31 protein-coding genes are annotated in these 26,770 nt (G+C 74.1%); 17 read left to right on the forward strand and 14 right to left on the reverse strand.

Going from position 1 to position 26,770, the window contains the following annotated elements; all coding sequences use genetic code 11:
• From G5C62_RS03255 to G5C62_RS03265, 3 genes are all read left to right on the forward strand, one after another.
• Positions 1–357, forward strand: a 357-nt coding sequence (locus tag G5C62_RS03255) for a glycosyltransferase (protein ID WP_164699951.1), incomplete at its 5' end; no start/stop codon positions are given.
• An 82-nt stretch (positions 358–439) separates the two neighbouring features.
• Positions 440–868, forward strand: a complete 429-nt coding sequence (locus tag G5C62_RS03260; RefSeq protein ID WP_241175675.1) for a DUF808 family protein — start codon at positions 440–442, stop codon at positions 866–868.
• On the forward strand, positions 868–1,632 hold the full coding sequence (locus tag G5C62_RS03265) for a hypothetical protein (protein WP_164699952.1): 765 nt from the start codon (positions 868–870) through the stop codon (positions 1,630–1,632). Before G5C62_RS03260 ends, G5C62_RS03265 begins: the two co-directional genes overlap by 1 nt.
• A 191-nt stretch (positions 1,633–1,823) precedes the next feature.
• Here the strand turns inward: G5C62_RS03265 and katG are convergent, their stop codons facing one another.
• A complete protein-coding gene (gene katG, locus G5C62_RS03270) occupies positions 1,824–4,085 on the reverse strand; it encodes a catalase/peroxidase HPI (RefSeq protein WP_164699953.1) in 2,262 nt (753 codons plus the stop codon).
• Positions 4,082–4,558, reverse strand: coding sequence for a Fur family transcriptional regulator (locus G5C62_RS03275; protein WP_241175676.1), 477 nt, complete (start codon positions 4,556–4,558; stop codon positions 4,082–4,084). Before G5C62_RS03275 ends, katG begins: the two co-directional genes overlap by 4 nt.
• A 194-nt stretch (positions 4,559–4,752) precedes the next feature.
• Here G5C62_RS03275 and G5C62_RS03280 point away from each other — a divergent pair, with 194 nt between their 5' ends.
• Positions 4,753–4,908, forward strand: coding sequence for a hypothetical protein (locus tag G5C62_RS03280; RefSeq protein WP_036337003.1), 156 nt, complete (start codon positions 4,753–4,755; stop codon positions 4,906–4,908).
• Between the two features lie 122 nt (positions 4,909–5,030).
• Complete coding sequence (locus G5C62_RS03285) at positions 5,031–5,900, forward strand: DUF368 domain-containing protein (RefSeq protein ID WP_164699955.1); 870 nt, start codon at positions 5,031–5,033, stop codon at positions 5,898–5,900.
• A gap of 30 nt (positions 5,901–5,930) precedes the next feature.
• Here the strand turns inward: G5C62_RS03285 and G5C62_RS03290 are convergent, their stop codons facing one another.
• Entirely contained in the window at positions 5,931–6,578 is a 648-nt protein-coding gene (locus G5C62_RS03290; protein WP_164699956.1) for a TetR/AcrR family transcriptional regulator, read from the reverse strand.
• Positions 6,579–6,639: 61 nt separating this feature from the next.
• On the opposite strand from G5C62_RS03290, the gene G5C62_RS03295 reads away from it, so the two are divergent.
• The 3 genes from G5C62_RS03295 (at position 6,640) to G5C62_RS03305 (ending at position 8,461) form a co-directional block, all read left to right on the forward strand.
• Positions 6,640–7,245, forward strand: a complete 606-nt coding sequence (locus tag G5C62_RS03295; protein WP_164699957.1) for a bifunctional 2-polyprenyl-6-hydroxyphenol methylase/3-demethylubiquinol 3-O-methyltransferase UbiG — start codon at positions 6,640–6,642, stop codon at positions 7,243–7,245.
• Positions 7,246–7,363: 118 nt separating this feature from the next.
• Positions 7,364–7,963: an HhH-GPD-type base excision DNA repair protein gene (locus G5C62_RS03300; protein WP_164699958.1), complete on the forward strand. Its 600-nt coding sequence runs from the start codon at positions 7,364–7,366 to the stop codon at positions 7,961–7,963.
• A 162-nt stretch (positions 7,964–8,125) separates the two neighbouring features.
• Positions 8,126–8,461: a DUF3099 domain-containing protein gene (locus G5C62_RS03305; protein ID WP_164699959.1), complete on the forward strand. Its 336-nt coding sequence runs from the start codon at positions 8,126–8,128 to the stop codon at positions 8,459–8,461.
• 1 nt (position 8,462) lies between these two features.
• Here the strand turns inward: G5C62_RS03305 and G5C62_RS03310 are convergent, their stop codons facing one another.
• Entirely contained in the window at positions 8,463–9,347 is an 885-nt protein-coding gene (locus tag G5C62_RS03310; RefSeq protein WP_164699960.1) for a carbohydrate kinase family protein, read from the reverse strand.
• Between the two features lie 8 nt (positions 9,348–9,355).
• Positions 9,356–10,294 carry a pseudouridine-5'-phosphate glycosidase gene (locus G5C62_RS03315; RefSeq protein WP_206330446.1) on the reverse strand — a complete coding sequence of 313 codons (939 nt, stop codon included), beginning with the start codon at positions 10,292–10,294 and terminating at the stop codon, positions 9,356–9,358.
• A gap of 69 nt (positions 10,295–10,363) precedes the next feature.
• Between G5C62_RS03315 and G5C62_RS03320 the strand changes: the two genes are divergently transcribed.
• Positions 10,364–10,591, forward strand: coding sequence for a DUF3039 domain-containing protein (locus tag G5C62_RS03320; protein ID WP_036336993.1), 228 nt, complete (start codon positions 10,364–10,366; stop codon positions 10,589–10,591).
• Positions 10,592–10,679: 88 nt separating this feature from the next.
• Here the strand turns inward: G5C62_RS03320 and G5C62_RS03325 are convergent, their stop codons facing one another.
• The 5 genes from G5C62_RS03325 to ppgK form a co-directional block, all read right to left on the reverse strand.
• Positions 10,680–11,765 carry a YihY/virulence factor BrkB family protein gene (locus G5C62_RS03325; protein ID WP_164699961.1) on the reverse strand — a complete coding sequence of 362 codons (1,086 nt, stop codon included), beginning with the start codon at positions 11,763–11,765 and terminating at the stop codon, positions 10,680–10,682.
• Positions 11,766–11,820: 55 nt separating this feature from the next.
• Positions 11,821–14,286 (reverse strand): VanW family protein, encoded by a 2,466-nt coding sequence (locus G5C62_RS03330; protein ID WP_164699962.1) that lies wholly within the window; start codon positions 14,284–14,286, stop codon positions 11,821–11,823.
• Positions 14,287–14,432: 146 nt separating this feature from the next.
• The gene (locus G5C62_RS03335) at positions 14,433–14,657 is read right to left on the reverse strand and encodes a hypothetical protein (RefSeq protein ID WP_231558401.1); all 225 of its coding nucleotides are present in this window, start codon (positions 14,655–14,657) and stop codon (positions 14,433–14,435) included.
• A 484-nt stretch (positions 14,658–15,141) separates the two neighbouring features.
• Positions 15,142–16,485 (reverse strand): RNA polymerase sigma factor, encoded by a 1,344-nt coding sequence (locus G5C62_RS03340; RefSeq protein WP_164699963.1) that lies wholly within the window; start codon positions 16,483–16,485, stop codon positions 15,142–15,144.
• A gap of 300 nt (positions 16,486–16,785) precedes the next feature.
• Positions 16,786–17,529 (reverse strand): polyphosphate--glucose phosphotransferase, encoded by a 744-nt coding sequence (gene ppgK, locus G5C62_RS03345; RefSeq protein ID WP_206330447.1) that lies wholly within the window; start codon positions 17,527–17,529, stop codon positions 16,786–16,788.
• 63 nt (positions 17,530–17,592) lie between these two features.
• Here ppgK and G5C62_RS03350 point away from each other — a divergent pair, with 63 nt between their 5' ends.
• Positions 17,593–18,420, forward strand: a complete 828-nt coding sequence (locus tag G5C62_RS03350) for an inositol monophosphatase family protein (RefSeq protein WP_164699964.1) — start codon at positions 17,593–17,595, stop codon at positions 18,418–18,420.
• 18 nt (positions 18,421–18,438) lie between these two features.
• On the opposite strand, the gene G5C62_RS03355 is transcribed toward G5C62_RS03350, so the two are convergent.
• Together G5C62_RS03355 and G5C62_RS03360 are read right to left on the reverse strand one after the other, a co-directional pair.
• Entirely contained in the window at positions 18,439–18,987 is a 549-nt protein-coding gene (locus G5C62_RS03355; protein ID WP_241175678.1) for a LytR C-terminal domain-containing protein, read from the reverse strand.
• Positions 18,988–19,045: 58 nt separating this feature from the next.
• Entirely contained in the window at positions 19,046–20,092 is a 1,047-nt protein-coding gene (locus tag G5C62_RS03360; protein ID WP_164699965.1) for a phosphotransferase family protein, read from the reverse strand.
• A gap of 339 nt (positions 20,093–20,431) precedes the next feature.
• Here G5C62_RS03360 and G5C62_RS03365 point away from each other — a divergent pair, with 339 nt between their 5' ends.
• From G5C62_RS03365 to G5C62_RS03395, 7 genes are all read left to right on the forward strand, one after another.
• Complete coding sequence (locus tag G5C62_RS03365; protein ID WP_036336978.1) at positions 20,432–20,734, forward strand: DUF4193 domain-containing protein; 303 nt, start codon at positions 20,432–20,434, stop codon at positions 20,732–20,734.
• A gap of 138 nt (positions 20,735–20,872) precedes the next feature.
• A complete protein-coding gene (locus tag G5C62_RS03370; protein WP_164699966.1) occupies positions 20,873–21,805 on the forward strand; it encodes a hypothetical protein in 933 nt (310 codons plus the stop codon).
• Positions 21,806–21,856: 51 nt separating this feature from the next.
• Positions 21,857–22,384, forward strand: a complete 528-nt coding sequence (gene dut / locus G5C62_RS03375; protein WP_081975436.1) for a dUTP diphosphatase — start codon at positions 21,857–21,859, stop codon at positions 22,382–22,384.
• A gap of 2 nt (positions 22,385–22,386) precedes the next feature.
• The gene (locus G5C62_RS03380) at positions 22,387–23,217 is read left to right on the forward strand and encodes a DUF3710 domain-containing protein (protein ID WP_164699967.1); all 831 of its coding nucleotides are present in this window, start codon (positions 22,387–22,389) and stop codon (positions 23,215–23,217) included.
• Positions 23,214–24,011 carry a S9 family peptidase gene (locus tag G5C62_RS03385; RefSeq protein ID WP_036339078.1) on the forward strand — a complete coding sequence of 266 codons (798 nt, stop codon included), beginning with the start codon at positions 23,214–23,216 and terminating at the stop codon, positions 24,009–24,011. The genes G5C62_RS03380 and G5C62_RS03385 overlap by 4 nt, the downstream gene beginning before the upstream one ends.
• Positions 24,012–24,058: 47 nt before the next feature.
• A complete protein-coding gene (locus tag G5C62_RS03390) occupies positions 24,059–24,409 on the forward strand; it encodes an OB-fold nucleic acid binding domain-containing protein (protein WP_036339075.1) in 351 nt (116 codons plus the stop codon).
• Positions 24,410–24,457: 48 nt separating this feature from the next.
• Entirely contained in the window at positions 24,458–25,273 is an 816-nt protein-coding gene (locus G5C62_RS03395; protein ID WP_241175679.1) for a DUF3159 domain-containing protein, read from the forward strand.
• Positions 25,274–25,297: 24 nt separating this feature from the next.
• Here the strand turns inward: G5C62_RS03395 and G5C62_RS03400 are convergent, their stop codons facing one another.
• Positions 25,298–25,966: a TrkA family potassium uptake protein gene (locus G5C62_RS03400; RefSeq protein WP_036338825.1), complete on the reverse strand. Its 669-nt coding sequence runs from the start codon at positions 25,964–25,966 to the stop codon at positions 25,298–25,300.
• Positions 25,966–26,634: a TrkA family potassium uptake protein gene (locus G5C62_RS03405; RefSeq protein ID WP_164699968.1), complete on the reverse strand. Its 669-nt coding sequence runs from the start codon at positions 26,632–26,634 to the stop codon at positions 25,966–25,968. The genes G5C62_RS03400 and G5C62_RS03405 overlap by 1 nt, the downstream gene beginning before the upstream one ends.
• Positions 26,635–26,770: the final 136 nt, after the last annotated feature.

A 26,770-nucleotide genomic window follows, 5' to 3' on the forward strand; every position in this document is an offset into this window, starting at 1 on the left:
ACCCTGCTCGAGGCGCGGCTGGCCGCGCACACCGGCAACCCGGGCGAGATCCGCACCAAGGCCCAGGAGCTCGCCGACTCCATCCCGCTCGCCCAGGCGGTCGGCGACCTCGACAGCCTCTCCGCCCTCGCCCGCGCGCTGGGCGACCTGCTCGCCGACCCCGAGCTGCGGCGCCGATACGCCCGGGCCGGGCGACGCAGGTACGTCGAGCAGTTCACGGCGCGACGGATGGCGGAGGAGACGCTCGGGGTCTACGAGCAGGTCCTGGCGCGGGCCGGCGCCGGAGGGGCGAGCGTCAGGACCGAGCGCCGATCTGACCGTGACCGGTGGCCGTCAACTGCTCGCGCAACGCGGTGACCCGTGCGGTGGCGGCCGCGCGGGACGCTCCGGCACGGTCGCCTCCCGATCGAGGTGACGGTCACCCGGCTCGGCTGCCCCGGTGCGGGAGACTGCCGGGGTGACGCCGCAGTACGTGCACGGGCTGAACGCCGAGCGCGAACTGCCCATCATCCGGAAGATCGCCCTCGGGTCGCTGCGCAACGAGCTGCTGATCATCCTGCCCGCGGTGCTGTTGCTCAGCGAGTTCCTGCCCTTCCTCCTCACCCCGATCCTCATGGTCGGCGGCGCCTGTCTCTGCTACGAGGGGGCGGAGGAGATCTGGCACCGGCTGCGGCCGCACGAGGAGAGCCACGCCACGGTGGAGGACGCGCTGCCGGACGAGAAGACCATCGTGTCCGGGGTCGGTGCCCTGGTCGTGGTGGTCATGACCCTCACGCTGCACCGGCGCAAGGGCGGCGTCCGCGAGCGGGAGCGGGGCGCACCAGCCGCGCAGGCGCGGCTGTCTGAGTGCGGAGTGGGCGCCACCTGATGTCGAGTGCTGTCCAGCTGACCGGGAGCGGCGTACCGCTGGCGGCCCTGGTGGCCGCCGGTGCGCTCGTGGTCGTGCAGCTGCTGGTCCCGCGGATCCGCCGGCGCGTGTCGCCCGGGTCGGCCAGGTTCCAGTCGTTCGCCGGCGGACTGGCGATCGCCTACGTCTTCGGGCGCCTGCTCCCCGACCTGGCGCAGCCCGTCACCGCGGCTCCGGCCGGTCCGGGGCAGGGGCTGCTCGGCCTGCTGGCCGAACGTCCGTTCCTCGTCGCGCTGGCCGGCCTGCTGCTGTACTACGCGGTGCTCGACCGGGCCCAGGACGCCGACCGCCGGGAGCAGCGGCAGGAGGGCGGCACGTCGACCCCGTGGCCGTTCTGGGCCAGCGGCGCCCTGTACCTGGTCTTCAACCTCTTCGTCGGGTACCTGCTGGTGCACCAGGTCCGCCCCGGTCCGACGGAGCTGGTCCTCTACACGGTCGCGTTGTCCGCCCGGTACCTCGTCGGCGAGATCGCGCTGCGCGACCAGGACCCGCGCGCCTACGACCGGCTGGGGCGGTGGGTCCTGGCCGCAGCGGTCCTCGTCGGTTGGGGGATCGGGGCCGCGGTGGACCTCGGCGACGCAGCCGTGCGGGTCCTCTCCGCGCTGCTGGCCGGCTCGATCGTCCTCACCAGCCTCAAGCAGCAGCTGCCCGGGTCAGGACGGGCACACGTCCCGCTGCTCGGGGGCGCCTGCCTGGCCTTCACCGCGCTGCTGCTGGCCCTCTAGCCCGTCCTCGGCTCAGGCCGGTGGGCAGTCGCGCAGCGCGGAGCCGTCGACGTCGGGGACGGGCCGGGCCTGCGCCTCCGCCAGCGTCTCGGCCTCGCCGTTCTCCTCGATGTCCTCCCACCGTGCAGAGGCCCGGACGCGCGGGCGCCCCGGCCCGCACGAGGCGGGCCGGGGCGTCCGGGTGGGGATGGCTACCGCAGGTCGTAGCGGTCCAGCTCCATGACCTTCACCCAGGCGGTGGCGAAGTCCTCGGCGAACTTCTCCTGCATGTCGTCGCCCGAGTAGACCTCGACGATGCCGCGCAGGATGGAGTTGGAGTTGAGCACCAGGTCCACAGCGGTCGCCGTGCGGACGACGTTCCCGTCGGCGTCCAGGCCCTCGTAGACGTCCTCGTCCTGCACCGAGGTGCGCCACTGGACGCCCAGGTCCAGCAGGTTGCGGAAGAAGTCCTGCGACAGGACGCCCGGCCGGTCGGTGAACACGCCGTGCTGTACACCGCCGGTGTTGGCCCCGAGCACCCGCAGTCCACCCAGGAGCACCACCATCTCCCGCGCGGTCAGCTCCAGCATGTAGGCGCGGTCGATCAGCAGCGTCTCCGGCTCGAGCTTGCTGCCCGGCTGGAGGTAGTTGCGGAAGCCGTCGGCCCGCGGCTCCAGCCAGCGGAAGTTCTCGACGTCGGTCTGCTCCTGGCTGGCGTCGGTGCGGCCGGGGGAGAACGGCACGGTGAGCTGCACGCCGGCGTCGGCCGCGGCCTTCTCCACCGCCGCGGTGCCACCGAGCACGATCAGGTCGGCCAGCGACACCCGCTTGCCGGTGTGGGACTCGAAGTCGCTCTTCACCCGCTCCAGCACCGGCAGCACGTCGGCGACGCCCTGGTTGGCCGCCCAGTTGATCTGCGGCTCCAGGCGGAGCCGCGCCCCGTTGGCCCCACCGCGCTTGTCGGTGCCGCGGTAGGACGCCGCTGCCGACCAGGAGGTGTGCACCAGCTGGGACACGGTCAGGCCCGAGTCGAGCAGCCGGGCCTTGAGGTCGGCGATCTCCGCCTCGCCCACGAGCTCGTGGTCGACGGCCGGGACCGGGTCCTGCCAGATGAGCTCCTCGGCCGGGACGTCCGGGCCGACGTAGCGGCTCTTCGGGCCCATGTCGCGGTGCAGCAGCTTGAACCACGCCCGGGCGTACTGGTCGGCGAAGTACTCCGGGTCGTTGTAGAACCGCTCGGAGATCTCCCGGAAACCCGGGTCGGCCATGAGGGCGAGGTCGGTGGTCGCCATCATCGGGGCGTTCTTCTTGCCCTCGATGTGCGCGTCCGGGACGAGCTCCTGTGCCTCGGGGTTCTTCGGCTTCCACTGCTTGGCGCCGGCCGGGCTCTCGGTGAGCTCCCAGTCGTAGCTGAACAGCATCTCGAAGTAGGTGTTGTCCCACTGGGTCGGCGTCGGGGTCCAGGCGCCCTCGAGGCCGCTGGTGATGGTGTCGGCGCCCTTGCCGGTGCCGTACTGGCTGACCCAGCCGATGCCGTTGCCGTGCACCGGGCAGCCCTCGGGCTCGGGGCCCACCAGCTCGGGGTTGCCCGCGCCGTGCGTCTTGCCGAAGGTGTGGCCGCCGGCGATCAGCGCGACGGTCTCCTCGTCGTTCATGCCCATCCGGCTGAAGGTGACGCGGATGTCGTGGGCGGACGCCAGCGGGTCCGGCTTGCCCTGCGGACCCTCCGGGTTGACGTAGATCAGTCCCATGGTGACGGCGGCGAGGTGGCCGTCATCCAGGTCCAGCGGGGCGTCATCGGCGTAGCGCTCGTCGCCGAGCCAGGTGTCCTCCGGGCCCCAGAAGACCTCGCCGGGCTGCCAGTTGTCGGCGCGGCCGAAGGCGAAGCCGAAGGTCTTCAGCCCCATGTCGTCGTGCGCGACGTTGCCGGCCAGCACCAGCAGGTCGGCCCAGGAGAGCTTGCGGCCGTACTTCTGCTTGACCGGCAGCAGCAGCCGGCGGGCCTTGTCCAGGTTGGCGTTGTCCGGCCAGCTGTTCAGCGGGGCGAAGCGCTGCCCGCCCTCGCCACCGCCACCGCGGCCGTCGGCGATGCGGTAGGTGCCCGCGGCGTGCCAGGACATCCGGATGAACAGCGGGCCGTAGTGGCCCCAGTCGGCCGGCCACCAGTCCTGCGAGGTGCGCATGACCTCGACGACGTCGCGCTTGACCGCCTCGACGTCGAGCGTGGCCACGGCGGCCTTGTAGTCGAAGTCGGCGCCGAGCGGGTCGGAGTCCTTGGAGGTCTTGTTGAGCACCTGGACGTCGACCTGGTTGGGCCACCAGTCGCGGGTGGTGCGGGGGCGCCCGTTGGTGGCCGGCTCCGGCGCCTTGATCGCCGGGTTCTCGCTCTCGCTGGTGCTCTCCGACTGGGCCTTGGCGACCTCGGTCTTGTCGTGGTCGGCCGTGCTGACCTGGGACTTGTCGTATTCGGTCACGGGTTGCCTCTCTCTGCGGGACGGGCGGTGGTGGACGGGGCGGCCGGTGCGGTGGCGCAGGAGCGGCACCGGCCCCAGTAGATGACCTCGGCCTCGTCGACGACGAAGTCGGGTGGCGCGTCACCGGACGGCATCAGGCACGGCGCCGCACCGGTGGCGCAGTCGACGTCGACGATCACGCCGCAGTCCCGGCAGACCAGGTGGTGGTGGTTGTCGCCGACGCGTGCCTCGTAGCGGGCGACCGATCCCTGCGGCTGGATGCGCCGGACGAGACCGGTGTCGGTGAGCACCCGCAGGACGTCGTAGACGGCCTGGTGGGAGATCGACTCCAGGCGGGTGCGCGCGGCGCCGATGAGGGCCTCGGTGTCGAGGTGCGGGTGCGCGTGGACGGCGTCGAGTACTGCCAGGCGGGGGCGGGTGACGCGCAGGCCCGCGGACCGCAGGTCGCGCTCCAACTCCGCAAGGTCGGGCACGGGGTCATCGTGGCCCGTTTCCTTGAAGCAGTCAAGAAACGCCCGGCCGGCCCAGTTCGGCCGCGGCGGGTCAGCCGGAACCGAGACCGCGGTGCCCCGTCGCATTCGTGGCGGTCATGTGACGATCGCGCCGAACGGGTGTCCGACGGCAAGGAGACGGGCAGATCCTCCGAGACGACGGAGAGGGGATCCTCATGCTCGGGTTCATCGCACTGCTGCTTGTCCTGTGGCTGGCGTTCGTGGTCATCGGTGCGGTCGTGGAGGGCTTGTTCTGGCTGCTCGTCATCGGCGCCGTGCTCTTCGTCGCGACCGCCGCCTTCGGCTGGGTGAAGCGCAACACCAAGGTCTGACCGGATCAGTGCACGGCGGTAGCTCTCGGGCGATGCACCCAGCGGAGCACGGCAGTCCCGGTCCACCGGCCCCGGGAGCGGGGTTCGCACACGCTCCCGGCCACGTCCTCCGAGGGATGGCGATGGGCGCCGCCGAAGTCGTCCCGGGGGTCAGCGGGGGCACGGTCGCACTCGTCGTCGGGGTGTACGAACGGCTCATCGACGGTGCCGGGCACGTCGTGACGGCCTCGCGGCTGGCGCTCACCGGGCGGTGGGCGCCGGCCCGCACGGAGCTGAGCCGGGCGCACTGGCCCACGATCGTCCCGGTGCTGATCGGCATGGTCGTCGCCGTCATGGTCGCGGCCCGGCTCCTCGAGCCGCTGGTCGAGGACCACCCGGTCGGGGCGCGGGCGGTCTTCTCCGGGCTGGTGCTGTTCTCGATCGTCGTCCCCGCGCGGATGGTGGGCCGCTGGGCCGGGCGGGACGTCGCTGTCGCTGTGCTGGGCGCCGGCGTGGCGTTCCTGCTGACCGGGCTGCCACCCGGCGGCGACGTCGATCCGCCGCTCACGCTGGTCGTCCCCGCTGCCGCGGTGGCCATCTGCGCGCTGGTGCTGCCCGGGGTGTCCGGCTCCTTCCTCCTGCTGACCGTCGGGCTGTGCCAACCGACGTTGGCCGCGGTCAACGACCGGGACGTCGGCTACCTGGGTGCCTTCGCCCTCGGGGCGGCATTGGGACTGGGGCTGTTCGTCAAGGCGCTGCAGGCCGCGCTGCGTCGGCATCACGCCCTGACCCTGGCGCTGATGACCGGGCTCATGGCGGGGTCGCTCCGAGCGTTGTGGCCCTGGCAGGAGGAGGACCGCAGTCTGCTGGCCCCCGATGACGGCGCGCTGCCGATGCTTGCCCTCGCCGTCGGAGCCGGGATGGCGGTCACCGCGGCCCTGCTGGTCCAGGCGCGCGTCGAGCGCCGCGCCGCGGCCGCACTCCCAGCGGCGCCCGGCCACACCGATCGCTGACCGCCCGGGTCTCGGCCGGCTCGCGGCCTGTCAAGGCAGCAGGCCGTCTTCCAGTGTGGTGCGCAGCCAGCGTTCGTACCGGTCCGGAGGCCAGCCGCAGTCGACCCGGAACATGTGGTGCAGCTCGGGGCTGGTGAGCGTCCACAGGATGGCGGCTGCCTCCGCTACCGGCATCGCGTCCCGCAGGGGGCTGTTCGACGCGATCCACCCCGCGACGGCCGTCATGGCCTGGCGCCGCTGCCGGTGGTGCAGGTCCTCCCGCAGTGCGGCGACGTCGGCGTCGACCGCGGCAGCGCTGCGCAGCATGTCGTCGACCGGGGCGATCCGCTCCAGCTGGCCGAGGATGCCGTGGGCGAACAGTGCGATCTGCCGGCGTGGATCGGTCTCGGTCCGCATCGTCTGTGGATCAGGTCGCTCCAGCAGCGGCACGTCGGCGTCATCACCACCGATCACGGTGTCCATCGCCGCCTGCAGCAACCCGCGCTTGCTCCCGAACAGGTGGAAGACCGTGTCGACCGACACCTGGGCCCCGGCGGCCACCGCGGCCAGCGTCGTGCCGGCGTAGCCCCGGGCGAGGAAGAGCTCGACGGCCGCCGCGATCACCCGGCGACGGGTCCCCCTCGCACGCTCGGCCCGCAGCGGAGAGCTGTAGGACCGCCGGTTGACAGGCTGCGGCATGGCGAGCACGCTACCTGTATTCGTCCTAGTCCAACTAGGACCGAACTGATGAGAGGTGCCCATGAGCACCGGATACGCCCTCGCCTACCGCCTCGGCATCACCCCCTGGGAGCGTGCGGGACGGGGCGCCGCGGCTCAGTTCACCGCCCTGGTGCACCGGGAGGAGGCCGAGCGGACCCCGCCCTACGGGCCGGCACTCGACCTCGGCTGCGGGACCGGGGGCCACTCCCTCCAGCTCGCCCAGCGGGGGTGGCGCGTGACCGGGATCGATGCGGTGGGTGCCGCGGTCCGGCAGGCCCGGGCGAGGGCTGCCGAGGACGGGCTGGACGTCAGGTTCCTCGAGGGCGACGTCACCGACCTCCACCTGGGCGAGGTGGGCGAGGTCGCCTTCTTCCTCGACGTCGGGTGTTTCCACGGCTTGACGGACGGCCAGCGGGCGGTCATGGGGGAGCGGGTCACCGCCGTCGCCGCCCGCGACGCAACGCTGCTGCTGCTGGCCTTCCGGCCCGGACGGCGCCCGCTCCTGCCACGCGGTGCCGGCCGCGGCGACGTGGAGACGGCCTTTCCCGGCTGGACCCTCGTGGACGACGAGCCCGCCGACGTGGCCGGGATGCCCGGCCCGCTCAAGCGCACCGCGCCGCACTGGTACCGCCTGCGGCGAGCCTGACGGGTCGCAGCGTCGGCCGTGCTGCTGGGCGCCCGGCAGTCGTCGACCGGGCGAGGACAGCCGGGTCGCTGTGGCGGCGGGTGGGTGCGTCTGGGGCGTGCTGCGGCACGATCTCCGTGTGCCGACGATCCGGATCGCCCAGGACACTGCCGCCGACGAGCTGCTCAGCCGCGATCCGCTCGCGCTACTGATCGGGATGCTGCTCGACCAGCAGTTCCCCATGGAGCGGGCGTTCGCCGGGCCCCGGCTGCTGGCCGACCGGCTGGGCGTGGAGACGTTGTCGGCGGTGCAGCTCGCCGAGTGCGACCCCGAGGTGCTGCAGCGGCACTTCGCCGGCCCACCGGCGGTGCACCGCTATCCCGGGTCGATGGCCGGCCGTACCCAGGAGCTCGCCCGGGCGCTGGTGGAGCGGTACGACGGCCGGGCCGACGCCGTCTGGGCCGACGTCCCGGACGGCGCCACCCTGCTCCGCCGGCTGCGGGAGCTGCCCGGGTTCGGCGCCCAGAAGGCGGCGATCTTCCTGGCCCTGCTGGGCAAGCAGTGCGGCGTCACCCCGCCCGGCTGGCGGCAGGCCGCCGGCGACTACGGCCAGGAGGGGGCGCGCCGGTCGGTCGCCGACATCACCGGCCCGGCGTCGCTGGCCGAGGTGCGCAGCTCCAAGCAGGCCGCCAAGCAGGCGGCGAAGGAGGCGCGGGCCGGGAGGTCCGGGACCGACTGAGGCGCAGCACGGACGGTGTCGCCGGACCCCTGCATCGCGCACGATCGAGTGGCACCATGGGTCTCAGGAGCCGGGGGCTCCGGGGGCCGGTCGCACCACCCGCATGGGCGATCCAGCCGACCACCGCCGCCCTTCCCCCGGCCGGTCCAGGGAAGGGCGTCCGTGGCCTCCAGCCAGTCCAGCAGCCGCAACGAGCCGGTCCTCATCACCGAGGCCGAGCCCAGCCAGGTCGACCAGCACGCCGCTCGGAAGAAGCGCTACGCCATCACCATGGCGATCCGTGGCGTCAGCCTCGTCCTGGCGGCGATGACCTACACCTACTCGATCTGGTTGATGGCCGTCTTCGCCGTCCTCGGCACCGTGCTGCCGTGGATCGCCGTCGTCATGGCCAACGACCGGCCGCCGAAGAAGAAGATCGACATGAACCGCTACCGGCCGCCGGCGCCGGACCGGATCCTGGAGTCCGGCAGCAGCAGGGCCCGCGTCATCGACATGTGAGTCAGCGGGCGCCGGGCCGTCCCACCACGGTGGCGGCCCGCGCCAGGCCTGCCTCCAGGACGGCCGTCGGGTCGGGGTCCTCGCCCGCCGCCGTCCACGCCGTCAGCACCCCCGCGGTGAAGGCGTCGCCGGCACCGGTGGTGTCCACCACCGCGGCCGGGTGCGCCGGCCGGTGCACCAGCAGGTCGCCGGCCGCCCACAGTGCGCCGTCGGCGCCCAGGCTGACCACGACCACCGGGTGCCGGGCCGCCAGCTCCCGCGCGGCCGCTGCAGGGTCGGCGCGACCGGTGAGCAGGCGGGCCTCGGCCGCGTTCGGCAACAGCAGGGTCGCCGCCGCGGTGTCGGCGAGCCACCGGTCGACCCCGTGGCCGGTCAGCGGGCCGGTCGAGGCCGGGTCGACCGAGATCGTGCAGCCGGCCTGCTGCGCCGCCGCCAGGGCGGCCAGCCCGGCGGCGCGTGGACCGGCGTCCAGCAGGGTGTAGCCCGACAGGTGCAGGTGCCCGCCGGTCACGGGTGCCGGTACGTCGGCGGGCCGCAACGCCAGGTTGGCGCCGCGGTCGGCCAGCATGCTCCGTTCCCCGCCGAGTTCGACCAGGCTGACGATCGTCCCGGTGGGCGCCGAGTCGACCACGCGCACCGCCAGGGCCACCCCCGCGGCCGCGAGCTCACGGCGCAGTGCCTCCCCGGCGACATCCGCGCCCACGCAGCCGACGAGCTGAACCGGGGTGCCGAGCGCCGCCAGGTGCGCGGCCACGTTGGCCCCGGCGCCGCCGCCCCGCGTGGTGATCGACGCCGGCCGGTCCGACCCCGGTGCCGGTGCACCCGCCAGCAGGACGACGACGTCGGTGCAGACGTCGCCCACGACGACCACCGGGGGCGTCGCCACGGCCGGGATCAGCGGGGGAGCGCGGCGAGCTCGGCCGCGATCTGCCCCGCCAGCTCGGCGTTGCGCAGCACCAGTCGCACGTTGACCTCCAGGCTCGCGCCACCACTGGCCGCGTGCAGGTGCCCGAGGACGAACGGGGTGACGTCCTTGCCGCGCGCCCCGGCGGCGTCGGCCGCGGCCAGCGCGTCGGCGATGACCCGGTCGTGCAGCGCCGGGTCCAGTTGCTGGTCGACCGGGAGCGGGTTGGCCACGACCACCGCGCCGGGGGCGAGCTCCCGCCGGGCGGCGAACACCCGTGCCGCCTCAGCGGCGGAGGCCACCGACCAGTCGACCGGGGAGCCCGAGTCGGCGACGTAGAAGCCGGGGAACCGGTGCGTGCGGTAGCCGACGACGCTGACCGACAGGGATTCCAGGCGCTCGAGCGTGGCCGGGACGTCGAGGATCGACTTCACCCCGGCACAGACCACGACCAGCGAGGTGCGCGCCAACGCCACCAGGTCCGCGGACTCGTCGAAGGTGTCGGCGGCGTGCCGGTGCACCCCGCCGAGCCCGCCGGTGGCGAAGACGCCGATGCCGGCCCGGGCGGCGAGCAGCGCCGTGCTGGAGACCGTGGTGGCTCCGCTGCGCCCCTGCGCCACGGCGATCGGCAGGTCGCGGACCCCGAGCTTGGCGAGCTCCGGGTCGGCGCAGAGCCGGTCGACCTCCGCCGCGGTCAGCCCCACGTGGGGCACGCCGTCCAGCACGGCGATGGTGGCCGGCACCGCACCACCGGCCCGGACGGCGTCCTCGATCTGGTCGGCTGCCCTGCGGTTCTCCGGGCGGGGGAGGCCGTGCGCCAGCAGCGTGCTCTCCAGCGCCACCACCGGCCGGCCTCCCTCGAGCGCGTCGGCGACCTCCGGGGACAGGACGGCGGTGGACGGGCTGGGGGAGCGGGGGGTCGACGGCACCCTGCCATCATGGGGGCACCCCGTACGGACCGGACCCCGGTCCGGACCCCCGAACCGAGGGAGCAGACCGTGAGCAGCAGCGACATCCTCGAGCGCCCGGACGTCCGCGAGTCCGACACCGGCAACGCCAACGAGGTCTTCCACTACGTCAAGAAGAACAAGATCGCCGAGAGCGCGGTCATGGGGACGATGGTCGAGGCGCTGTGCGGCGAGGTCTTCCCGGTGACCAAGACCCCCAAGCCCGGCAGCCCGGTGTGCCCGGCCTGCAAGGAGGTCTACAACCAGCTCAAGAAGTAGCGGGAGGCCCCCGCCCCCGACCCCTCGCTCCGGCTCGGGCCGGGAGCCCGCCCGGGGCCGGCCAGCCCGTGCTGGGCGGACCGACCCGCTACCTCAGGCCGAGTTTCTGCGCCTCGAGCTCGATCTTCGCCGCCCGGCGGCGCTGCCGGCGCCGATCGTGCCGCGGGCGCGGGGCCGGCCACCACGCCTCGATGGTGGCGTTCAGCTCGGCGCCCAGGAGCAGGGACATGCCGAGCAGGAAGCAGAACAGCAGCGCGGCGATCGGCGCGGCCAGCGCACCGTAGGGCAGGGCCACGGTGAGGATGTCGGCCACGTAGCTGCGCAGCACGACCGCTGCGCCAGTGAAGAAGACGACGGCGAACAGCCCGCCAGGCAGGTGCCGGTGCCATGGGAGCCGCCGCGGCAGGATCACGTGGTAGAAGCTCGTCAGCCCCAGCACCAGGGCGATGACGACCAGCGGCCAGTAGACGGCGTTGACCAGCAGGGCGGCGGTGCCCTGCCAGTCGGTGGGCATGAGCGCGACCAGCGTCCCGCGGCCGAGCACCAGCAGCGGCAGCGTCAGCACGGCCAGCACCAGCCCGACGATGAACAGCCACAGCGCCATGAGCCGGGTCCTGATCGGGCCCCGCACGTCCCGCTGGTCGTAGGCGATGACCACTGTGTTGAGGAACGTCGCCGTCGCCGAGGACCCGGCCCAGAGCGAGATCAGGAAGCCGATGCTGACGATCTCCAGCCGGCCGGAGCCGAGGATGTCGTTCAGGGTCGGCTGCACCAGGTCGGCCACCACGCCGGGGGTCAGCGCCTCCGCGGACGCGCTGACCAGCTCGCTCTCGATCTGGCGCACCGCATCCTCGCCGATCCACGAGCTGAGGTAGCCCAGGGAGCCCAGCAGCCCGATGAGCAGTGGGGGGACCGAGAGGATCTGCCAGAACGCGGCCTCCGCGGACAACCCCAGGATGCGGTCGTTCCACGCCTTGGCCAGCGTGCGGCCCAGCACCTGCAGCGGCACCCGCAGGGGCGTCGGCAGCCGGCCGACCAGCCCGCGCCGAGGTGGCTTCTCAGCGCTCCCGGACTCCTGATCGACAGGCTGCTCGGTCACCGGTGGGGTCCCGACTGTGTCGCCGTCCAGGTCACCGGCGTGCGCCGCTGAGCTGCGGGGGACGACGGAGGCCACGGGTCCAGTGTGCACGGCCGGGGTGTCCGGAGTGCCTCGGTGTCCGCCCCCGACGTCAGCCGGCCGGGGCGGGCGGCTGGGTGGTCGGCGTGGTGGCCGGCGGGCCGGCCGGCGTCGTACCGCCGGCTGCCGGGTCCCCGGCAGCAGGGTCGGCGGGCGGCGCGGGCGGGGGCACGCAGGAGATGATCGCCTCGGCGGCGTAGCGGGTCTCGAAGTCCTCCCGACGCAGCTCGGCCTGGCTGTCGAGGTCGCGGAACACCCGGGTCACGGTGATGTCGAAGCCGCGCGACCCCGACTGGGGCGTGCAGTTCCCCTCGTCCACCTTCTCCTGGACGGCGGGCTCCCGGATGTTGCGGCGCTCGCTGCTGATCGACTCGATGTCGTAGTACTTCGTGCCCCAGAAGGTGACCGTGAGGGAGCCGGGGGTCCACTCGGTCTGCACGTAGATGCCGGTGTCGGTGTCGTTGCGCCACTTGAGGTCGATCTGGCCCTCGTAGACCGTGGCCTCACGTCCCGCCGGGTAGCGGCTGATGTAGAAGCTGTGCGGCTTGTGGTAGACGTCCTCCAGCCCCGCGAAGAACACCGTGTTGAACATGGTGGTCGCGAACTGGCTGATGCCACCGCCCACCGCCTTGGACAGCTCGCCGCCGCTGATCACCGCCGCCGGGACGTAGCCCTGCGCTGTGCCGCGGGGACCGGTGTACCCGTTGAGGCTGAAGGTCTCGCCCGGTCGGACGAGGGCGCCGTCGACCTCCGCCGCCACGACGCGGATGTTCGTGCCACTGGCCTGGTTGGTGAACTCGGTGGTGAAGGAGCTGACCTTCTCGGTGATCCCCAGCGCCTGCGCCTGCTCGGTCGTGAGGGAGGCCGGCACCGGGCCCAGCACACCGGTGACCGTGCGCGGAGCCGGCTCGGTGAGCACCGGGAGCAGTTGGTCGGCCAGCTGGGCCGGGTTGATGCCCTGGCCGTCGACCGACGGGACGACGGCGATCGTGTCACCGGAGACCTCGAACCGGGCGTCCTGGGCGGGGGAGCCGAAGACGCCGAAGGCCTCGCCCATCTCCGCCTGCAGCGTCGCCGGGTCGACCGCGACGGCGAGGGTGCCGTCGTCCTGGGGGGTGAACGTCAGCGACGCGGCGATCGCGGTGACCGGGACCTCCACGGACTCCGAGCCGGCGGGGCCGACCACGGTGACCGGGGCCGAGAGCGCCGGGACGACCGTCTCCTCCAGCACCCGCGCGGCCTCCTCGGCCGCCACCTGCACCTCGGTCACCTCGACCGGGAGCTCGATCGGGTCGTCGACCGCGCCACCCGCGGCCAGCGTCGCGGTGATCGCCTCGGCAGCGCCGGCCCGGTCCAGGGTCCGGCCGTCGACCGGCTCCACGAGCGACGGTTCGGTGCCGTCGAGGGTGATCGTCGCGTCGACCGGCGCCCGGTCGACGGTGGCGGCGAGCTGCTCGAGCTGCGCGTCCAGCGCCGTCTCGTCGGCGGTGAGGACGGCGTCGACGTCGCGTTCGGCGAACAGCGAGGTGAAGCGGGTCCACGGGTTGAGGGGCTGGTCGTCGACGGCGTCCACGGTGGCCGGCACGTCCAGGGCGATCCCCGCCGACGCCGGGTGCAGCACGCCCGTCACGCCGTCGGCCACCACCGGGTGGTCGGCGGCGACCTTCGGCGCCAGGTCGCCCTCCAGCCGCTGTGCGGCGGCAGCGGGGGAGAGGCCGCTCACGTCGACGCCGCCGACGGCCGTCCCGCGGGGGACGTCGCCTCCGGCCAGGGCCAGGTCGGCGCCGTAGAGGACGCCCAGGGTCAGGAGGACGGCGGCAGGCACCAGCACCCTGCGTCGGCGCCACGCGGGGGCGCTGTTCCCGTCGCCGCCGTCGCTGCCGTCCCCGGCGCCGGTGGTGCCCGCCGGCGGTGGCCCGCCAGGACCGCGCGGAGCAGCGGCGGGCGAGGACCCGGTCGGGGCCTTCCGGTGAGCCGCGTCCCCGTTGCCGGTGTCCACGGATGCGGCGGCTGGGGTGTCCACGCGGGTGACCACGGCGGTGTCCTCGACCGCAGGACCACCCACCGGGGCGTCCGCGACCGTCGGGGAGTCGGCCGGCGAGGTGGCGGCTGGAGTGGGTGACCCGGGGACCAGGGGCTGCTCCGGTGCGGCGGGCGGCGGGGGGCCGCCTGCCTCGACGGGAGGGCCGATCACCTGGGTGTCCCCGGGCTGCGGGGTGTCCGCTGACGGCTCGCTGTCCGCGGGTGGCTGCGCTTCCCCGCGCTGCTCGGTGTCCACGGGCTGCTCGACGTCCGCGGGCTGCTCGGCGTCCGCCGGTGGCTCGGACTCCGCGGACGGCTCGGGAGCGGTGCCCTGGGCGGTGCCGACGCGTGCCGGCGGCTCGGCCGCGGCCGGGGAGTCGGCGGGCCCGGCCTTGGGCGGGGCCGGCGGTGCGGGCGGCGCCGGGCGGCTGCTGCCGACGGTGCCGTCGGGCTGCAGGCGCACGGTGTCCGAGACCCCGCGGGGTTCCTGCGGCATCGGTCGATCTCCGGATCGCGGGGGACCGGTGGCCGGTCCCGACGACGACGAAGCCGCCGACCCCCCGACCCCGCGGTGCGGGTCCGGGCTGTCGGCGGCTTCGTCGAGTGAGGGCTTCATCGCTGGCGCGACGATAGTTGGCCCACTCAGTTGGAGAGGCGCGCCTCGCCGTCGGTCTCGATGATGTCGGCCGCGATGTCGCGGAGCTTGTCCTCGTACTCACGTGCGTGGTGTCCACAGAAGACGAGGTCACTCCCACTCGGGAGGACCACTCGCACCTTGGCCAGAGCACCGCAACGGTCGCAGTGGAAGGGAACGACGAGTTCTTCGGTGGGCGGGGTCGTCGTCAGCGTCTGGGTCATCTGGCTCATCACTCGCTCTCTACCGCACGGACCCGCGGCTGCGGATCGGCCTCCTGCACAGCGCCAGGATGGCCCCTCGTGTTCCCGTTCCTGCGCCTGTCGTGCACGAACTCGCCGAATGAGATGCGGCCGTGACACTCGAGGTGCGGGTGGAGCGGGTCAGCAGGGGACGTCACTGGTTCGGAACTGGGTCCGGATGGTGCACGTGCTGGGTGGTGCTGTCACCGGCTGGCGGTGTGTGGGTCCGCTGCTGTTCTGACGTCCCCCACGCTACGCCGTCTACCCGGTGCGTGCCGTCGCACACCACCGCATCACCCGATGGGAGCGGTCGACCCGCTCGCGCGCCCGGACACACCAGCGGCCGGTCACCCGCTCGGGTCACCGGCCGCAGGCAACGTGCTGGAGCGGCCCCCTGCAGCAAGAGAGGGCTTCGCCCGGCCCCCTCCAAGGGCCCGCCCTGAGCGTGCGAAGGGTGGGGAGGAGGGGGTGTTTCTCAGTCCAGGTAGTCGCGCAGGACCTGGGAGCGGCTGGGGTGGCGCAGCTTGGACATGGTCTTGGACTCGATCTGGCGGATCCGCTCGCGGGTCACGCCGTAGACCTGGCCGATCTCGTCCAGGGTGCGCGGCTGGCCGTCGGTGAGCCCGAACCGCAGCCGGACGACGCCGGCCTCCCGCTCCGACAGCGTCTGCAGCACGCTGGTCAGCTGGTCCTGCATCAGGGTGAAGCTGACCGCGTCGACGGCCACGACGGCCTCGGAGTCCTCGATGAAGTCACCGAGCTGGCTGTCGCCCTCGTCGCCGATGGTCTGGTCCAGGCTGATCGGCTCCCGGGCGTACTGCTGGATCTCCAGCACCTTCTCCGGGGTGATGTCCATCTCCTTGGCCAGCTCCTCCGGGGTGGGCTCGCGGCCCAGGTCCTGGAGCAGCTCGCGCTGGATGCGGCCGAGCTTGTTGATGACCTCGACCATGTGCACCGGGATGCGGATGGTGCGGGCCTGGTCGGCCATGGCGCGGGTGATGGCCTGCCGGATCCACCAGGTCGCGTAGGTGGAGAACTTGTAGCCCTTGGTGTAGTCGAACTTCTCGACCGCGCGGATGAGTCCGAGGTTGCCCTCCTGGATCAGGTCCAGGAAGGCCATCCCGCGGCCGGTGTAGCGCTTGGCCAGGGAGACCACGAGACGGAGGTTGGCCTCCAGCAGGTGGTTCTTCGCGCGCTCACCGTCCCGGACGATCCAGTTGAGGTCCCGGCGCATCTGCGGGGAGAGCTTCTGGCCGTCCTCCTCGACCTGGCGGAGCCGCTCGGCGCCGTAGAGGCCGGCCTCGATCCGCTTGGCGAGGTCGACCTCCTCCTCGGCGGTGAGCAGGGCGACCTTGCCGATCTGCTTGAGGTAGGCGCGGACCGAGTCGGCCGACGCGGTGAGCTCGGCGTCCTTGCGGGCCTGCCGCAGCGCCTCGGACTCCTCCTCGTCGTCCCACTCGAAGTCGCCGCTGGGCTCGGCGTCCTTCTCCTCGGTCTCGGCGACGGCGACGCCGTCCTTGCCGGTCACGACGGTCTCGTCGAGCTTGAGGCCCTCGGCCCCGGCGTCGACCACGGCGAGGGTCGCCCCGTCGGAGGCGACGGCGGTGAGGACGGTGCCCTCACCGGTGCCCGGGGAGGGGCTGATCGTCGGCTTGCGGGAGGCGGTCTTCCTCGCCGGGGCCTTCTTGGCCGGGGCCTTCTTGCCCGTCGCGGTCACCGGTGCGGTGGTCGACGAGGCGCTGGCACGGGCGGCGACCGTCCTGCTGCGACTCTGGCTGCTCACCGTGGTCGCGTCCGGTCCTGGCTGGTCGGCGGGCACTCGGGTTCCTTCCCGTGCTACTGCAGTGCGTTCCTGGAGGGCCGCGGTGGCCTGCGGGCAGCGGCCCGGACGACGCTCGGGCGTGACAGGGCCCACCGAGGGACCGGACGAGACGCACGCCGTGCGGGGTTTCGCCGGGCCGGGAGTGGGGATGATCTATTGGCTAGGGGAGCGTCGCGGTGGGGCGTTCCCATTGTAACGACGCGCACGCGGGGGTCCACAGGTTCTGTGCGCGCGACCCGGTGCCCAGGCCGCCCCCCGCCCCGGACGGGGAGGAGGGGGGCCGACGTCAGTCCGTCGTCACTGACCGATGTGCTGCTCGGCTGCGAGTGCCGCGCCGACGATCCCGGCGTCGTTGAGCAGCTCGGCGGCGACGACCCGGGTCCGGGTGGACAGCAGCGGCACCCACTTCTCCGCCTTCTTGCTCACCCCGCCGCCGACGATGATCAGGTCGGGCCAGAGGCTGGCCTCCAGCGTGTCGAGGTACCGGTCCACGCGCTTGGCCCACTGCGGGTAGCTGAGCTCCTCGCGCTCCCGTGCCGACGCCGACGCGCGCTTCTCGCCGTCCTGGCCGTCGACCTCGATGTGGCCGAACTCGGTGTTCGGCACGAGGGTGCCGTCGATGAACAGCGCGCTGCCGATGCCGGTGCCGAAGGTCAGCATCAGCACCAGACCGCGCTCACCCCGGCCGGCGCCGTAGGCCATCTCGGCGATGCCGGCGGCATCGGCGTCGTTGAGCGTCTGGACGGTGCCGGGGATGACCGCCTCGAGCCCGGCGGCCATGTCCGTGCCGATCCAGCTCTTGTCCATGTTGGCGGCGGTGAAGGCCTCCCCGTGCTTCATCACCCCCGGGTAGGTGACGCCGATGCGTCCCTCCCACCCGAACTGCCCGACGATGTCGGCCACGACGCCGTAGACCGGGTCGGGCAGGGCCGGCTGCGGGGTCGGGATGCGCACCCGTGCCCCGACCAGCTCCCCCCTGTCCAGGTCGACCACACAGCCCTTGATGCCGCTGCCACCGATGTCCACTCCGAAGCCCTGCACGGGAGGCAGGCTAGCGACCCCCGCCGCGGACGGCGCACAGGTCGGGCAGGATCGCTCTCCGTGATGACCTCCGGCACCCCCGTGCCCGACCTGTCCACCGAGCTGCTGGAGCTGGCCCGGGCCACCGCCGAGGAGGCGGCAGTCCTCGTCGGGGCGGGGCGCAGCCGCGCCGCGGAGCAGGTCGACACCAAGTCCAGCCCGGTCGACGTCGTGACCGCCGTCGACACCGCCAGCGAGGAGCTCATCGTGCGCCGGCTGCTCGAGGCCCGGCCGGACGACGGGGTGTTGGGGGAGGAGGGCGCGTCCCGCACGGGCACCAGCGGCGTCCGCTGGGTGGTCGACCCGATCGACGGCACGGTGAACTTCCTCTACGGCCTGCCCGCCTATGCCGTCTCCATCGCCGGCGAGGTCGACGGGCGCATCGAGGTCGGCGTGGTGCTCAACGTCGGCACCGGCGAGCTGTTCACCGCGGTCCGCGGTCGGGGTTCCTGGCTCACCGCCCCTGGGGCGGCGGCGATGCAGCTGCACGGCAGCTCCCCGGCCTCGCTGGAGCAGACCCTGGTGGCGACCGGCTTCGGGTACCGGGTGGAGCAGCGCCGTGCCCAGGGCGCGGTCGTCGCGCAGCTGCTCCCCGAGGTGCGGGACATCCGCCGCTGGGGGTGCGCCTCGCTGGACCTGTGCGCGGCAGCGGCAGGCCGGGTGGACGCCTACTACGAGCTGGACCTCAAGCCCTGGGACCACGCGGCCGGCGCGCTCATCGCCGCGGAGGCCGGGCTGGTCGTCACCGGGACGGGTGGCCGCCCGTTCGCCGAGCCGATGGCGGTCGCGGTGGCCGACTCGGTCGCCGAGCCCCTGCTCGCGCTGCTGGACCGGCTGCACGCCGCCGGCTGACCGGGGACGCGCGGCGGGTCAGCAGTCCGCTTCGGCGCTCGCCGCCTCGAGCAGTGCGGCGGCGACCTCCTCCTCACTGGCCAGGCCGGCGAAGTCCGGCCCGATCACGAGGTCGACGACGCCGGTGGAGCGGGTGTCGACGCGGTTGGTGGCGCCGGGCAGGTACAGCCGCAGGAAGTCGGCGGCCTCCCGTCCCGGGCCGGCGAACCGCAGTTCCCCGACCCCGGTCACGTCGGCGGTGCTGGGGTCGTTGGCGGTCTCGGTGACGACGAACCCGCGGCTCTGCAGGGTCGTGGTGACCTCACTGGCCAGTCCGGGTGTGTCCGTGGCGTTGTAGACCCTGATCGACACCGTGGCCGGGTCCAGCTCGGTCGGCACGTTGCTGGCGCTGCTGCAGACCGCTTCCTCGGCCTGCTCCCGGGCCTTCTCGTCGCTGAGCACGTTCCACCAGACGCCCATGGCGGCCAGGGCGAGCACCAGCAGGAACACCAGGGCCGGCACCGGCCGGCGGTTGCGGCGCGGGGCGTCGGGTCCGCGCTCGGCGGTGTCGTCGGCGAGCTCGGTCACTGGGTCCTCACGGCGGCCGGCACGTACACGCAGTCGACCCTAGCGGCGTCCGGAGCGGCTACAGCGCACCGTCCTCGAGTGCGGCGCGTCCCAGCTGCACACAGGGGTCGATCTTGTCGGCGTAGCCGGTGGTGTCCTTGCCGGCCATCGCGCCGGCCGCCGACCGGGCCACGATGCCGGCGACGATCGCGGCGAACTTGAAGTAGGCGAAGCCCACGTACCAGTTCAGGTCCGACAGGTCGGCGCCGCTGCTGGCGGCGTACCGCTCGGCCAGCTCGAGCCGGGTCGGGAAGCCGGGCAGCGTGGTGACCTGCGAGACGGAGACGGCCCGCTCCTCGCCGGCCTGCGGCCAGTAGACGAAGAGCATCCCCAGGTCGGTGAGCGGGTCGCCGAGCGTGGACATCTCCCAGTCCAGGACGGCGCGCACCCGGCCGGGGGTCTGGGGGTCCAGCAGGCAGTTGTCCAGCCGGTAGTCGCCGTGGGTGATGCCCGTGCGCCGGGTGGCGGGCACGGTCTCGGCCAGCCGGGCGGCCAGTGCGTCCAGCTCCGGCCGGTCGGTGTCGCGGGTGGCGTCCCACTGCTTGGTCCAGCGGCGCACCTGTCGCTCCAGGAACCCCTCCGGGCGGCCGAAGTCGCTCAGCCCGACCGACGTGGGGTCGACGGCGTGCAGGGCGGCGAGGGTGTCCATCAGGCCGTCGGCCACGGCCCCGCGCTGGGCCGGCTCGTCGGCGTACCCGGGCGGCAGCTCGTTGACCACGTGCACGCCGACCACGCGTTCCATCACGTAGAACGGGGCGCCCAGCACGGAGGTGTCGGTGGCCAGGTGCAACGTGCGGGGCACCGGGACGGGGGTGCCGGCCAGCGCGGAGATGACCCGGTGCTCGCGCACCATGTCGTGGGCGGTGGCCAGCACCGCACCCGTCGGCGGCCGGCGCAGGATCACCACGTCGTCCTCCGGGCCGCCCTCCGGCGTCACCACGTACGTGAGGTTCGACATGCCCGCGGCGATCAGCTCGACCCGGACCGATCGCCACTTCTCGTGCCCGAGAGCAGTCGCCAGATAAGGGCCGACGACCCCCGGATCAGCACCCACTGGAGTCCCCACGGCGGCAGGGTAGCCTCTGGCGCTCCTCGGCTCGGCCGGCCTCCCGGAGGTCCCGATGTGTCGGTCTCCGACAGGCGGGCACAAACCGGGGCCGGACGGCGTTGGGCGGCTGGCTGGGTGCAGGACGCCGGGACGACCAGGAGGCGTGCTCGCCCACCGGTCGACCCGGACCAGTCCGGTGCACCACCGAGCGACCCGGGACAGGGGCCATGTGGCTCCCGGACCGGCGCGACACCCCCGGCCGCTCCTGGCGGCCGGCACCACCGCCGTCGGCGCCCGCCGCCGACGGCAGACGAGCGGGCCGTGCGCCCGCGACGAAGAGAGAGTGAGGGGCACACCATGGCCCAGGACTACGACGCCCCCCGGCGCAACGAGGCCGACGAGCTCGGCGAGGACTCCCTGGAGGAGCTGAAGGCCCGTCGGGCCGAGGCGCAGTCCTCCTCGGTGGACGTCGACGAGACCGACTTCAACGAGGCCCTCGAGCTCCCCGGAGCGGACCTGTCGAACGAGGAGCTCACCGTCCGCGTGCTGCCCAAGCAGGAGGACGAGTTCACCTGCTCGCGCTGCTTCCTGGTGCACCACCGCAGCCGGCTGGCGGCCACCCGCAACGGGCAGCCGGTCTGCCGGGACTGCGCGGCCTGAAGAAGGACCCCCTTGCCCCCCACCGCTCGCGAGCTCGGTGGCGGGGCCCTGCAAGGGGGGCCGTCCCAGTACGTCACCCGGCTCGCGGTGGGACCCTGCGAGGGAGCAGTTCGAGCACGTCGTCGTCGAGGGGAACCGATGAGCCAGCAGCCGCGTGACGTCCCGCCGCCGCGCCCCGTGGGCGGGACGCCGGTGGAGGGTGAGGTCGTCGGCGCCGACAGCGGCCTCGGCGCCGCTGCGCGGGCTCTCGCCGACGCCGTGGCCGGGCTGCTCGGCCGGGACGAACCCGGCGTGGGCACCCGCGGACGGGACGGCGGCGGACCGGGCCGGACGGCCGCGGGTGCACGGGCGGCGACCGGTGTGCTCGCCGACGTCGTCTCCGCGGTCACCGCCGCGGCCCGGGACGCCCGGGCCGGCTCCGGGCGCGAGGGCTCCGCGGGCACGGACGACCGCGGTGGGACGACCCGTGGGAACTCGGCCCCCTCCGGTCTGCTGGGCGACCTCCTGGACGCGGCTGCCCCCCGGCTCCCGATCCGGGACGGGGCCCGGCTGCGACGGGCTCATCCCGGCGCCTCCGACGCGGAGATCGCCGACGCCCTCGTCGCCCGGGCGGCCCGGCTCACCGGTGGGGTCGGCGCCGCGACCGGCGGTCTGGCCGCGGCGCAGTGGTTCGCGCCACCGTCCCTGGTCGCCGTCCCGCTGGAGCTCGGTGCGCAGACCGTGCTGGTGGCCGCCGTCGAGGTGGTCCTGGTCGGGGAGCTGCACGAGCTGGCCGGCCGGCCGGCGCCGGGCGATGCCCGGGCCCGAGCCGGTGCGTACCTGGCCAGCTGGAGCACCCAGCGGGCCGTCGGGAGCACCTCCTCCGGTGGGCTGTTCGCCGCGCTGAGCACGGCCGGGACGGCTGCGCTGCGGCGTCGGATCACCCGCCGCCTGGCCCGGAGCACGACGTCGGTGGCACCTCTGCTGGTCGGCGCGACCCTGGCCGCCCGCGGCAACCGCAGGGCGACGGCCGCGTTGGCCGACCGGCTGCGTGCCGACCTCGTGCTGCCGCCGTCCGCTCCCGGCGCCTGACCGCCGGGTCGGCCCGCACGGGCACCGGTCGGCGCGGCTAGCCTCGCCGCCGTGCCCGTTCCCCTGCCCGAGCAGCCCCCGGCCGGCGTGGCCGCCGTCGTCGACGTGCCCGTCGTCCTCGGCGCCGCCGCCGTCCTCCCGGCCTACGCCCTGCCCGGTGACGCCGGCGCCGACCTGTGCGTGGCCGAGGACGTGGTGCTCGCGCCGCACCAGCGCGCGCTGGTGGGCACGGGGGTCGCCGTCGCGATCCCCGAGGGGTTCGCCGGCTTCGTGCACCCACGCTCGGGGCTGGCGCACCGGCTCGGGCTGAGCCTGGTCAACGCACCGGGCACGATCGACGCGGGTTACCGGGGCGAGATCAAGGTCAACCTGGTCAACCTCGACCCGACCACCACGCTGCGGCTCTCCCGCGGCGACCGGGTGGCCCAGCTGGTGGTGCAGCCGGTGGTGCGGGCTCGGTTCGTGCCGGTCCCCGAGCTGCCCGGCAGCGAGCGCGGCAGCGGCGGGCACGGCTCCACCGGCGGGGCAGCTGCGCTGGCCGCCGACCTGACCCCCTCATCTCTGGAAGGACGGGCCTGACGATGCCGTTCGGACGTCGACGCAACCGGATCGACCGCAGCCTGCGGGAGCGGGGCGTGCCCCCGGAACCGCAGGTGCGGGAGCGGGAGGAGACAGCGACCAGCGGGCCGTGGGACGAGGCCGACGCCCCGGAGGACGGTCGGCCGCGCGTCGACCTCGGGGCCCTCCGGCTGCCGGCCCTCCCCGGCATGGAGCTGCGGGTGGACGTCAACGCCCAGCAGAAGGTGGTCGGGGCCAGCCTCCGTGCCGGCGACTCGCTGCTGCAGCTGTCGGTGTTCGCCGCCCCGCGTGCCGGCGGCCTGTGGGACGACGTCCGCGCCGAGCTCGCCCGCGGGGCGAGCGGGCAGGGCGGCCGGCTCACCGAGGTGGACGGGCCGTTCGGCCCTGAGCTGGTCGGGTCCATCCTGGTCGCGGCGCCACCGCAGCCGGGGGAGACCGGGGCACCCAAGCCGGTGCGCCGTCCCACCCGCTTCCTGGGCGTCGACGGCCCCCGGTGGTTCCTCCGCGGGATGATCAGCGGCTCCGCGGCCGCCACGCCGGAGGCGGCTGCGCCGCTGGAGGCGGCGTTCCGGTCCGTCGTCGTCGTCCGCGGGCCGCAGCCGATGCCCGTGCGCGAACAGCTCCCCCTGACGCTGCCACCGCAGGCAGCCCAGCAGGTCGCCCGCCGGCAGGCCGCGGGCCAGGCCCCGCGGCCGACCGCCCGCCGACCCGCCGCACCGGCAGCACCTCCGACGACGCCGCCGGCCGCGTCTCCGGTCGCGCCGCCGCCGGCCACGCCGCCGACCAGTCGACCGCCCGCTGCGCCGCCCACCGAGCCCGGGACCGTCGGGTGACCGAGCCCGTCCGGCACGACTACGGCCCCGGGCCCGACCAGTTCCTGGAGGTCTCCCTGCCGGCCGGCGACGGCCCGGCGCCCGTCGTGGTGGTGGTGCACGGCGGCTTCTGGCGGGCCCGCTACGGCATCGAGCTGGCCCGTCCGCTGGCCGCCGACCTCGCCGCCCGAGGCTGGGCCGCGGTGGCCGTGGAGTACCGCCGGGTCGGTGCCGGTGGGGGCTGGCCCACCACGCTCCAGGACGTCGCCGCTGCGGTGGACGCCCTTCCCGACGTGCCGTCCGCGGCGCGCCTGGACCTCGGTGACGTCACCGTCCTGGGCCACTCCGCGGGCGGGCACCTCGCGGCGTGGACCGCGGGCCGCGGCCGGTTGCCCGCCGGGGCGCCGGGGGCCGACCCGCGGGTGCCGGTCAGCGCAGTCGTCGCCCAGGCCGGTGTGCTGGACCTGGGTGCGGCGGTCGCCGCCGATCTCGGGGACGGGGCCACGGCCGGCTTCCTCGGCGGCACGCCGGCGGAGCTGCCCGACCGGTACGCCGCGGCGGACCCGGTGCGGCTGCTGCCGACCGGGGTGCCGGTCCTGTGCGTGCACGGGGAGGAGGACACCTCCGTGCCGCTGGACCAGAGCCGGCGGTTCGCCGCCGCCGCGGCCGCGCTCGGGGACACGGTCGAGGTGGTGGTCGTCCCCGGTGACCACATGGCCGTGATCGACGTCTCCGGTGTGGCCTGGCGACGCACCGTGGACTGGCTGGCCGACCGTCGGACAGCGGCCGCCGGCGGCACTACCCTGGGATCGTGACCGAGACCAGGACCGGTGCCTCCACGGAGCCCGGCGCGCGGGGCTGGCTGTCCCGCAAGCTCCAGAAGCTCACCGCCGACGACCGGACCGTGGACGCCCAGGAACTCCGCTCCGGGGTGGCGTCCGCCGGCTGCTCGGCGGTCAGCGCCTGCCGCAAGGGCGAGGTCGTGACGGTCACCGGTCGGCTGAAGTCGGTCGTCTACACCCCGCGCGAGACGGTGCCCACCCTGGAGGCCGAGCTCTTCGACGGTTCCGGGTCGGTCACGCTGGTCTGGCTGGGCCGCCGCCGGATCCCGGGCATCGAGCCCGGCCGCCGGCTCACCGCACGCGGGCGCTTCGCGGCCTTCGAGGGCCGGCAGGTCATCTACAACCCCTGGTACGAGCTGAGCGCCGGGTGACCCGGTCGTCGGTGCGGGCATGACCGGACGGCCCGGCGGGACCCAGTGGTGAGCGAGCCCGACCGCGGGGGAGTGACGTTCGACCGGCACCTGGTGCTGGACCAGCTGGGTGGCTGGCGCGGCATGGTCGACGCCTCGCTGCCCACGATCGCGTTCATCGTGGCCAACTCCGTGGGCGGCCTGACCGTCGGCATCTGGGCGGCCCTGGTCGCGGCGGTGCTGGTCTTCCTGCTGCGGTTGGTCCGCCGGGAGGGCATCCAGCAGGCCGTCAGCGGGCTGTTCGCCGTCGCCGTGGCCGTGGCGATCACCGCGTACTCCGGGCAGGCCCGGGACTTCTTCGTGCTGGGCATCGTGCGCGGCGCCGTGATAGCCGTGATCCTGCTCGGCTCGATCCTCTTCCGCCGTCCGCTGGTGGGGGTGATCGCCGAGTTCCTGGCGCCGAGCCACCTCGGGGCGATGTCCGCCCACCGGCTGCCGTCGCTGCGCGGTCGCGCGCGCCGGGACCCAGCCGCGACGCCCGTGCCGGTGGAGGGGGGCGCCACCGTGCCGGTGGTGTCCGGCGCCCGGGCTCCGGACCCCGAGCCGGAGCGGCACTGGCGCGAGGACCCGCGGATGCTGCGGGCCTACAGCTGGCTGACCGTGCTGTGGGCGGCGGTGTTCCTGCTGCGGGCCGCCGTCCAGGGGTTCTTCTACCTGCGCGACGAGGTCGAGCTGCTGGCGACGTCCTCGCTGGTGCTGGGCCTGCCGCTGACCGCGGCCCAGCTCGTGGTGACCCTGTGGGTGGTGGCCCGGCTGCACCGGCACCGCTCCGAGCCGCCGCTCGTCGAGGACCCGGCAGAGCCCGAGGACCGCTCCACCGCCTGACGGCCACCGCTGCGGGTGGGTCGCTCAACAGCTCCCGTCGGGGCACATGATCGTCTGCAGCTGCTCCTCGATGTCGCCGTGGGCGACGAACAGCAGTTCGTCCCCGGCCTCCAGCGGCTCGTCGGGGTCGGGGGCGATGACGCGGTCGCCACGCAGGATGGTGGTGAGCACGGTCTCCCGGGGCAGCGGCACCTCGCGCACCGGCCGGCCCACCCACGGGGTGTCGTCGGCGAGGGTGATCTCGACCAGGTTCGCCGCGCCCTTGCGGAAGCTCATCAGCCGGACGACGTCGCCCACCGTGACCGCCTCCTCCACCAGGGCGGCGAGCACCCGGGGAGTCGAGACGGCGACGTCCACGCCCCACGACTCGGTGTAGAGCCACTCGTTGCGTGGGTCCTTGACCCGGGCCACCACGCGGGCAACCGCGAACTCGGTCTTGGCCAGCAGCGAGACGACCAGGTTGGCCTTGTCGTCACCGGTGGCGGCGATGACCACGTCACAGGTGGCCAGCTGGGCCTCCTCCAGGGAGGAGACCTCACAGGCGTCGGCCTGGACCCACTCGGCGCCCGGCACCGCCCGGGGCTTGACCCGGGAGCCGTTCTTCTCGATGAGCATCACGGCGTGGCCGTTGCCCAGCAGTTCGGTGGCGATGGACCGGCCGACCGCGCCGGCCCCGACGATGGCGACGCGCATCAGCGCTGCCCTCCGGTGTGACCCTGCTCGACGGCCTGGTGCACCCGCTCGGTGAGCTCGTCGGTGGCGGCGACGACGAGGTGGTCGCCCGTCTGCAGCACCGTGGTCGGGGTGATGAGCTGCGCCTCACCGAAGCGCACCAGCCAGGCCGCCCGGGCACCGGAGGCCTTCTCCAGCTCGGCCAGCGGCCGGCCGACCCAGCCGTCGGTGACGGTGATCCGCATGAGCAGCACCTTGCCGGTGGGCTCCCGCCAGATCTCGGTCACCTTCACCGAGAGCAGTTCCCGCATCAGCCGGCCGACCGTCCACGGCACGGTGGCGACGCTGGGGATGCCCATCCGCTCGTACACCTCGGCCCGCTTGGAGTCGTAGATCCGGGCGACGACGTGCTCGACGCCGAACGTCTCACGGGCGACGCGGGCGCCGATGATGTTGGAGTTGTCCCCGCTGCTCACGGCGGCGAACGCCCCGGCGGAGTCGATGCCTGCGTCCAGCAGGGTCTGCCGGTCGAAGCCGAGCCCGGTCACCTGGCGGCCGCCGAACTCGGGACCGAGCCGGCGGAAGGCCTCGGGGTCCTGGTCGATCACCGCGACGCTGTGGCCGATCACCTCGAGTCGCCGGGCGATCGCCGAGCCGACGCGGCCGCAGCCCATCACGACCACGTGCACCTGTGTCCCACCCCGTCTGCTGCATCCGTGCCGCCCCTGCGGACCGCCGGGGCGTACAGCGCGCGAACGTACACCCGAAGCGGGCCCGTCGTGGCACAGCGGGGGCCGGATCGCCGAGTGCGCAGCCCGTGTGAGT

Source organism: Modestobacter sp. KNN46-3 (assembly GCF_011039295.1).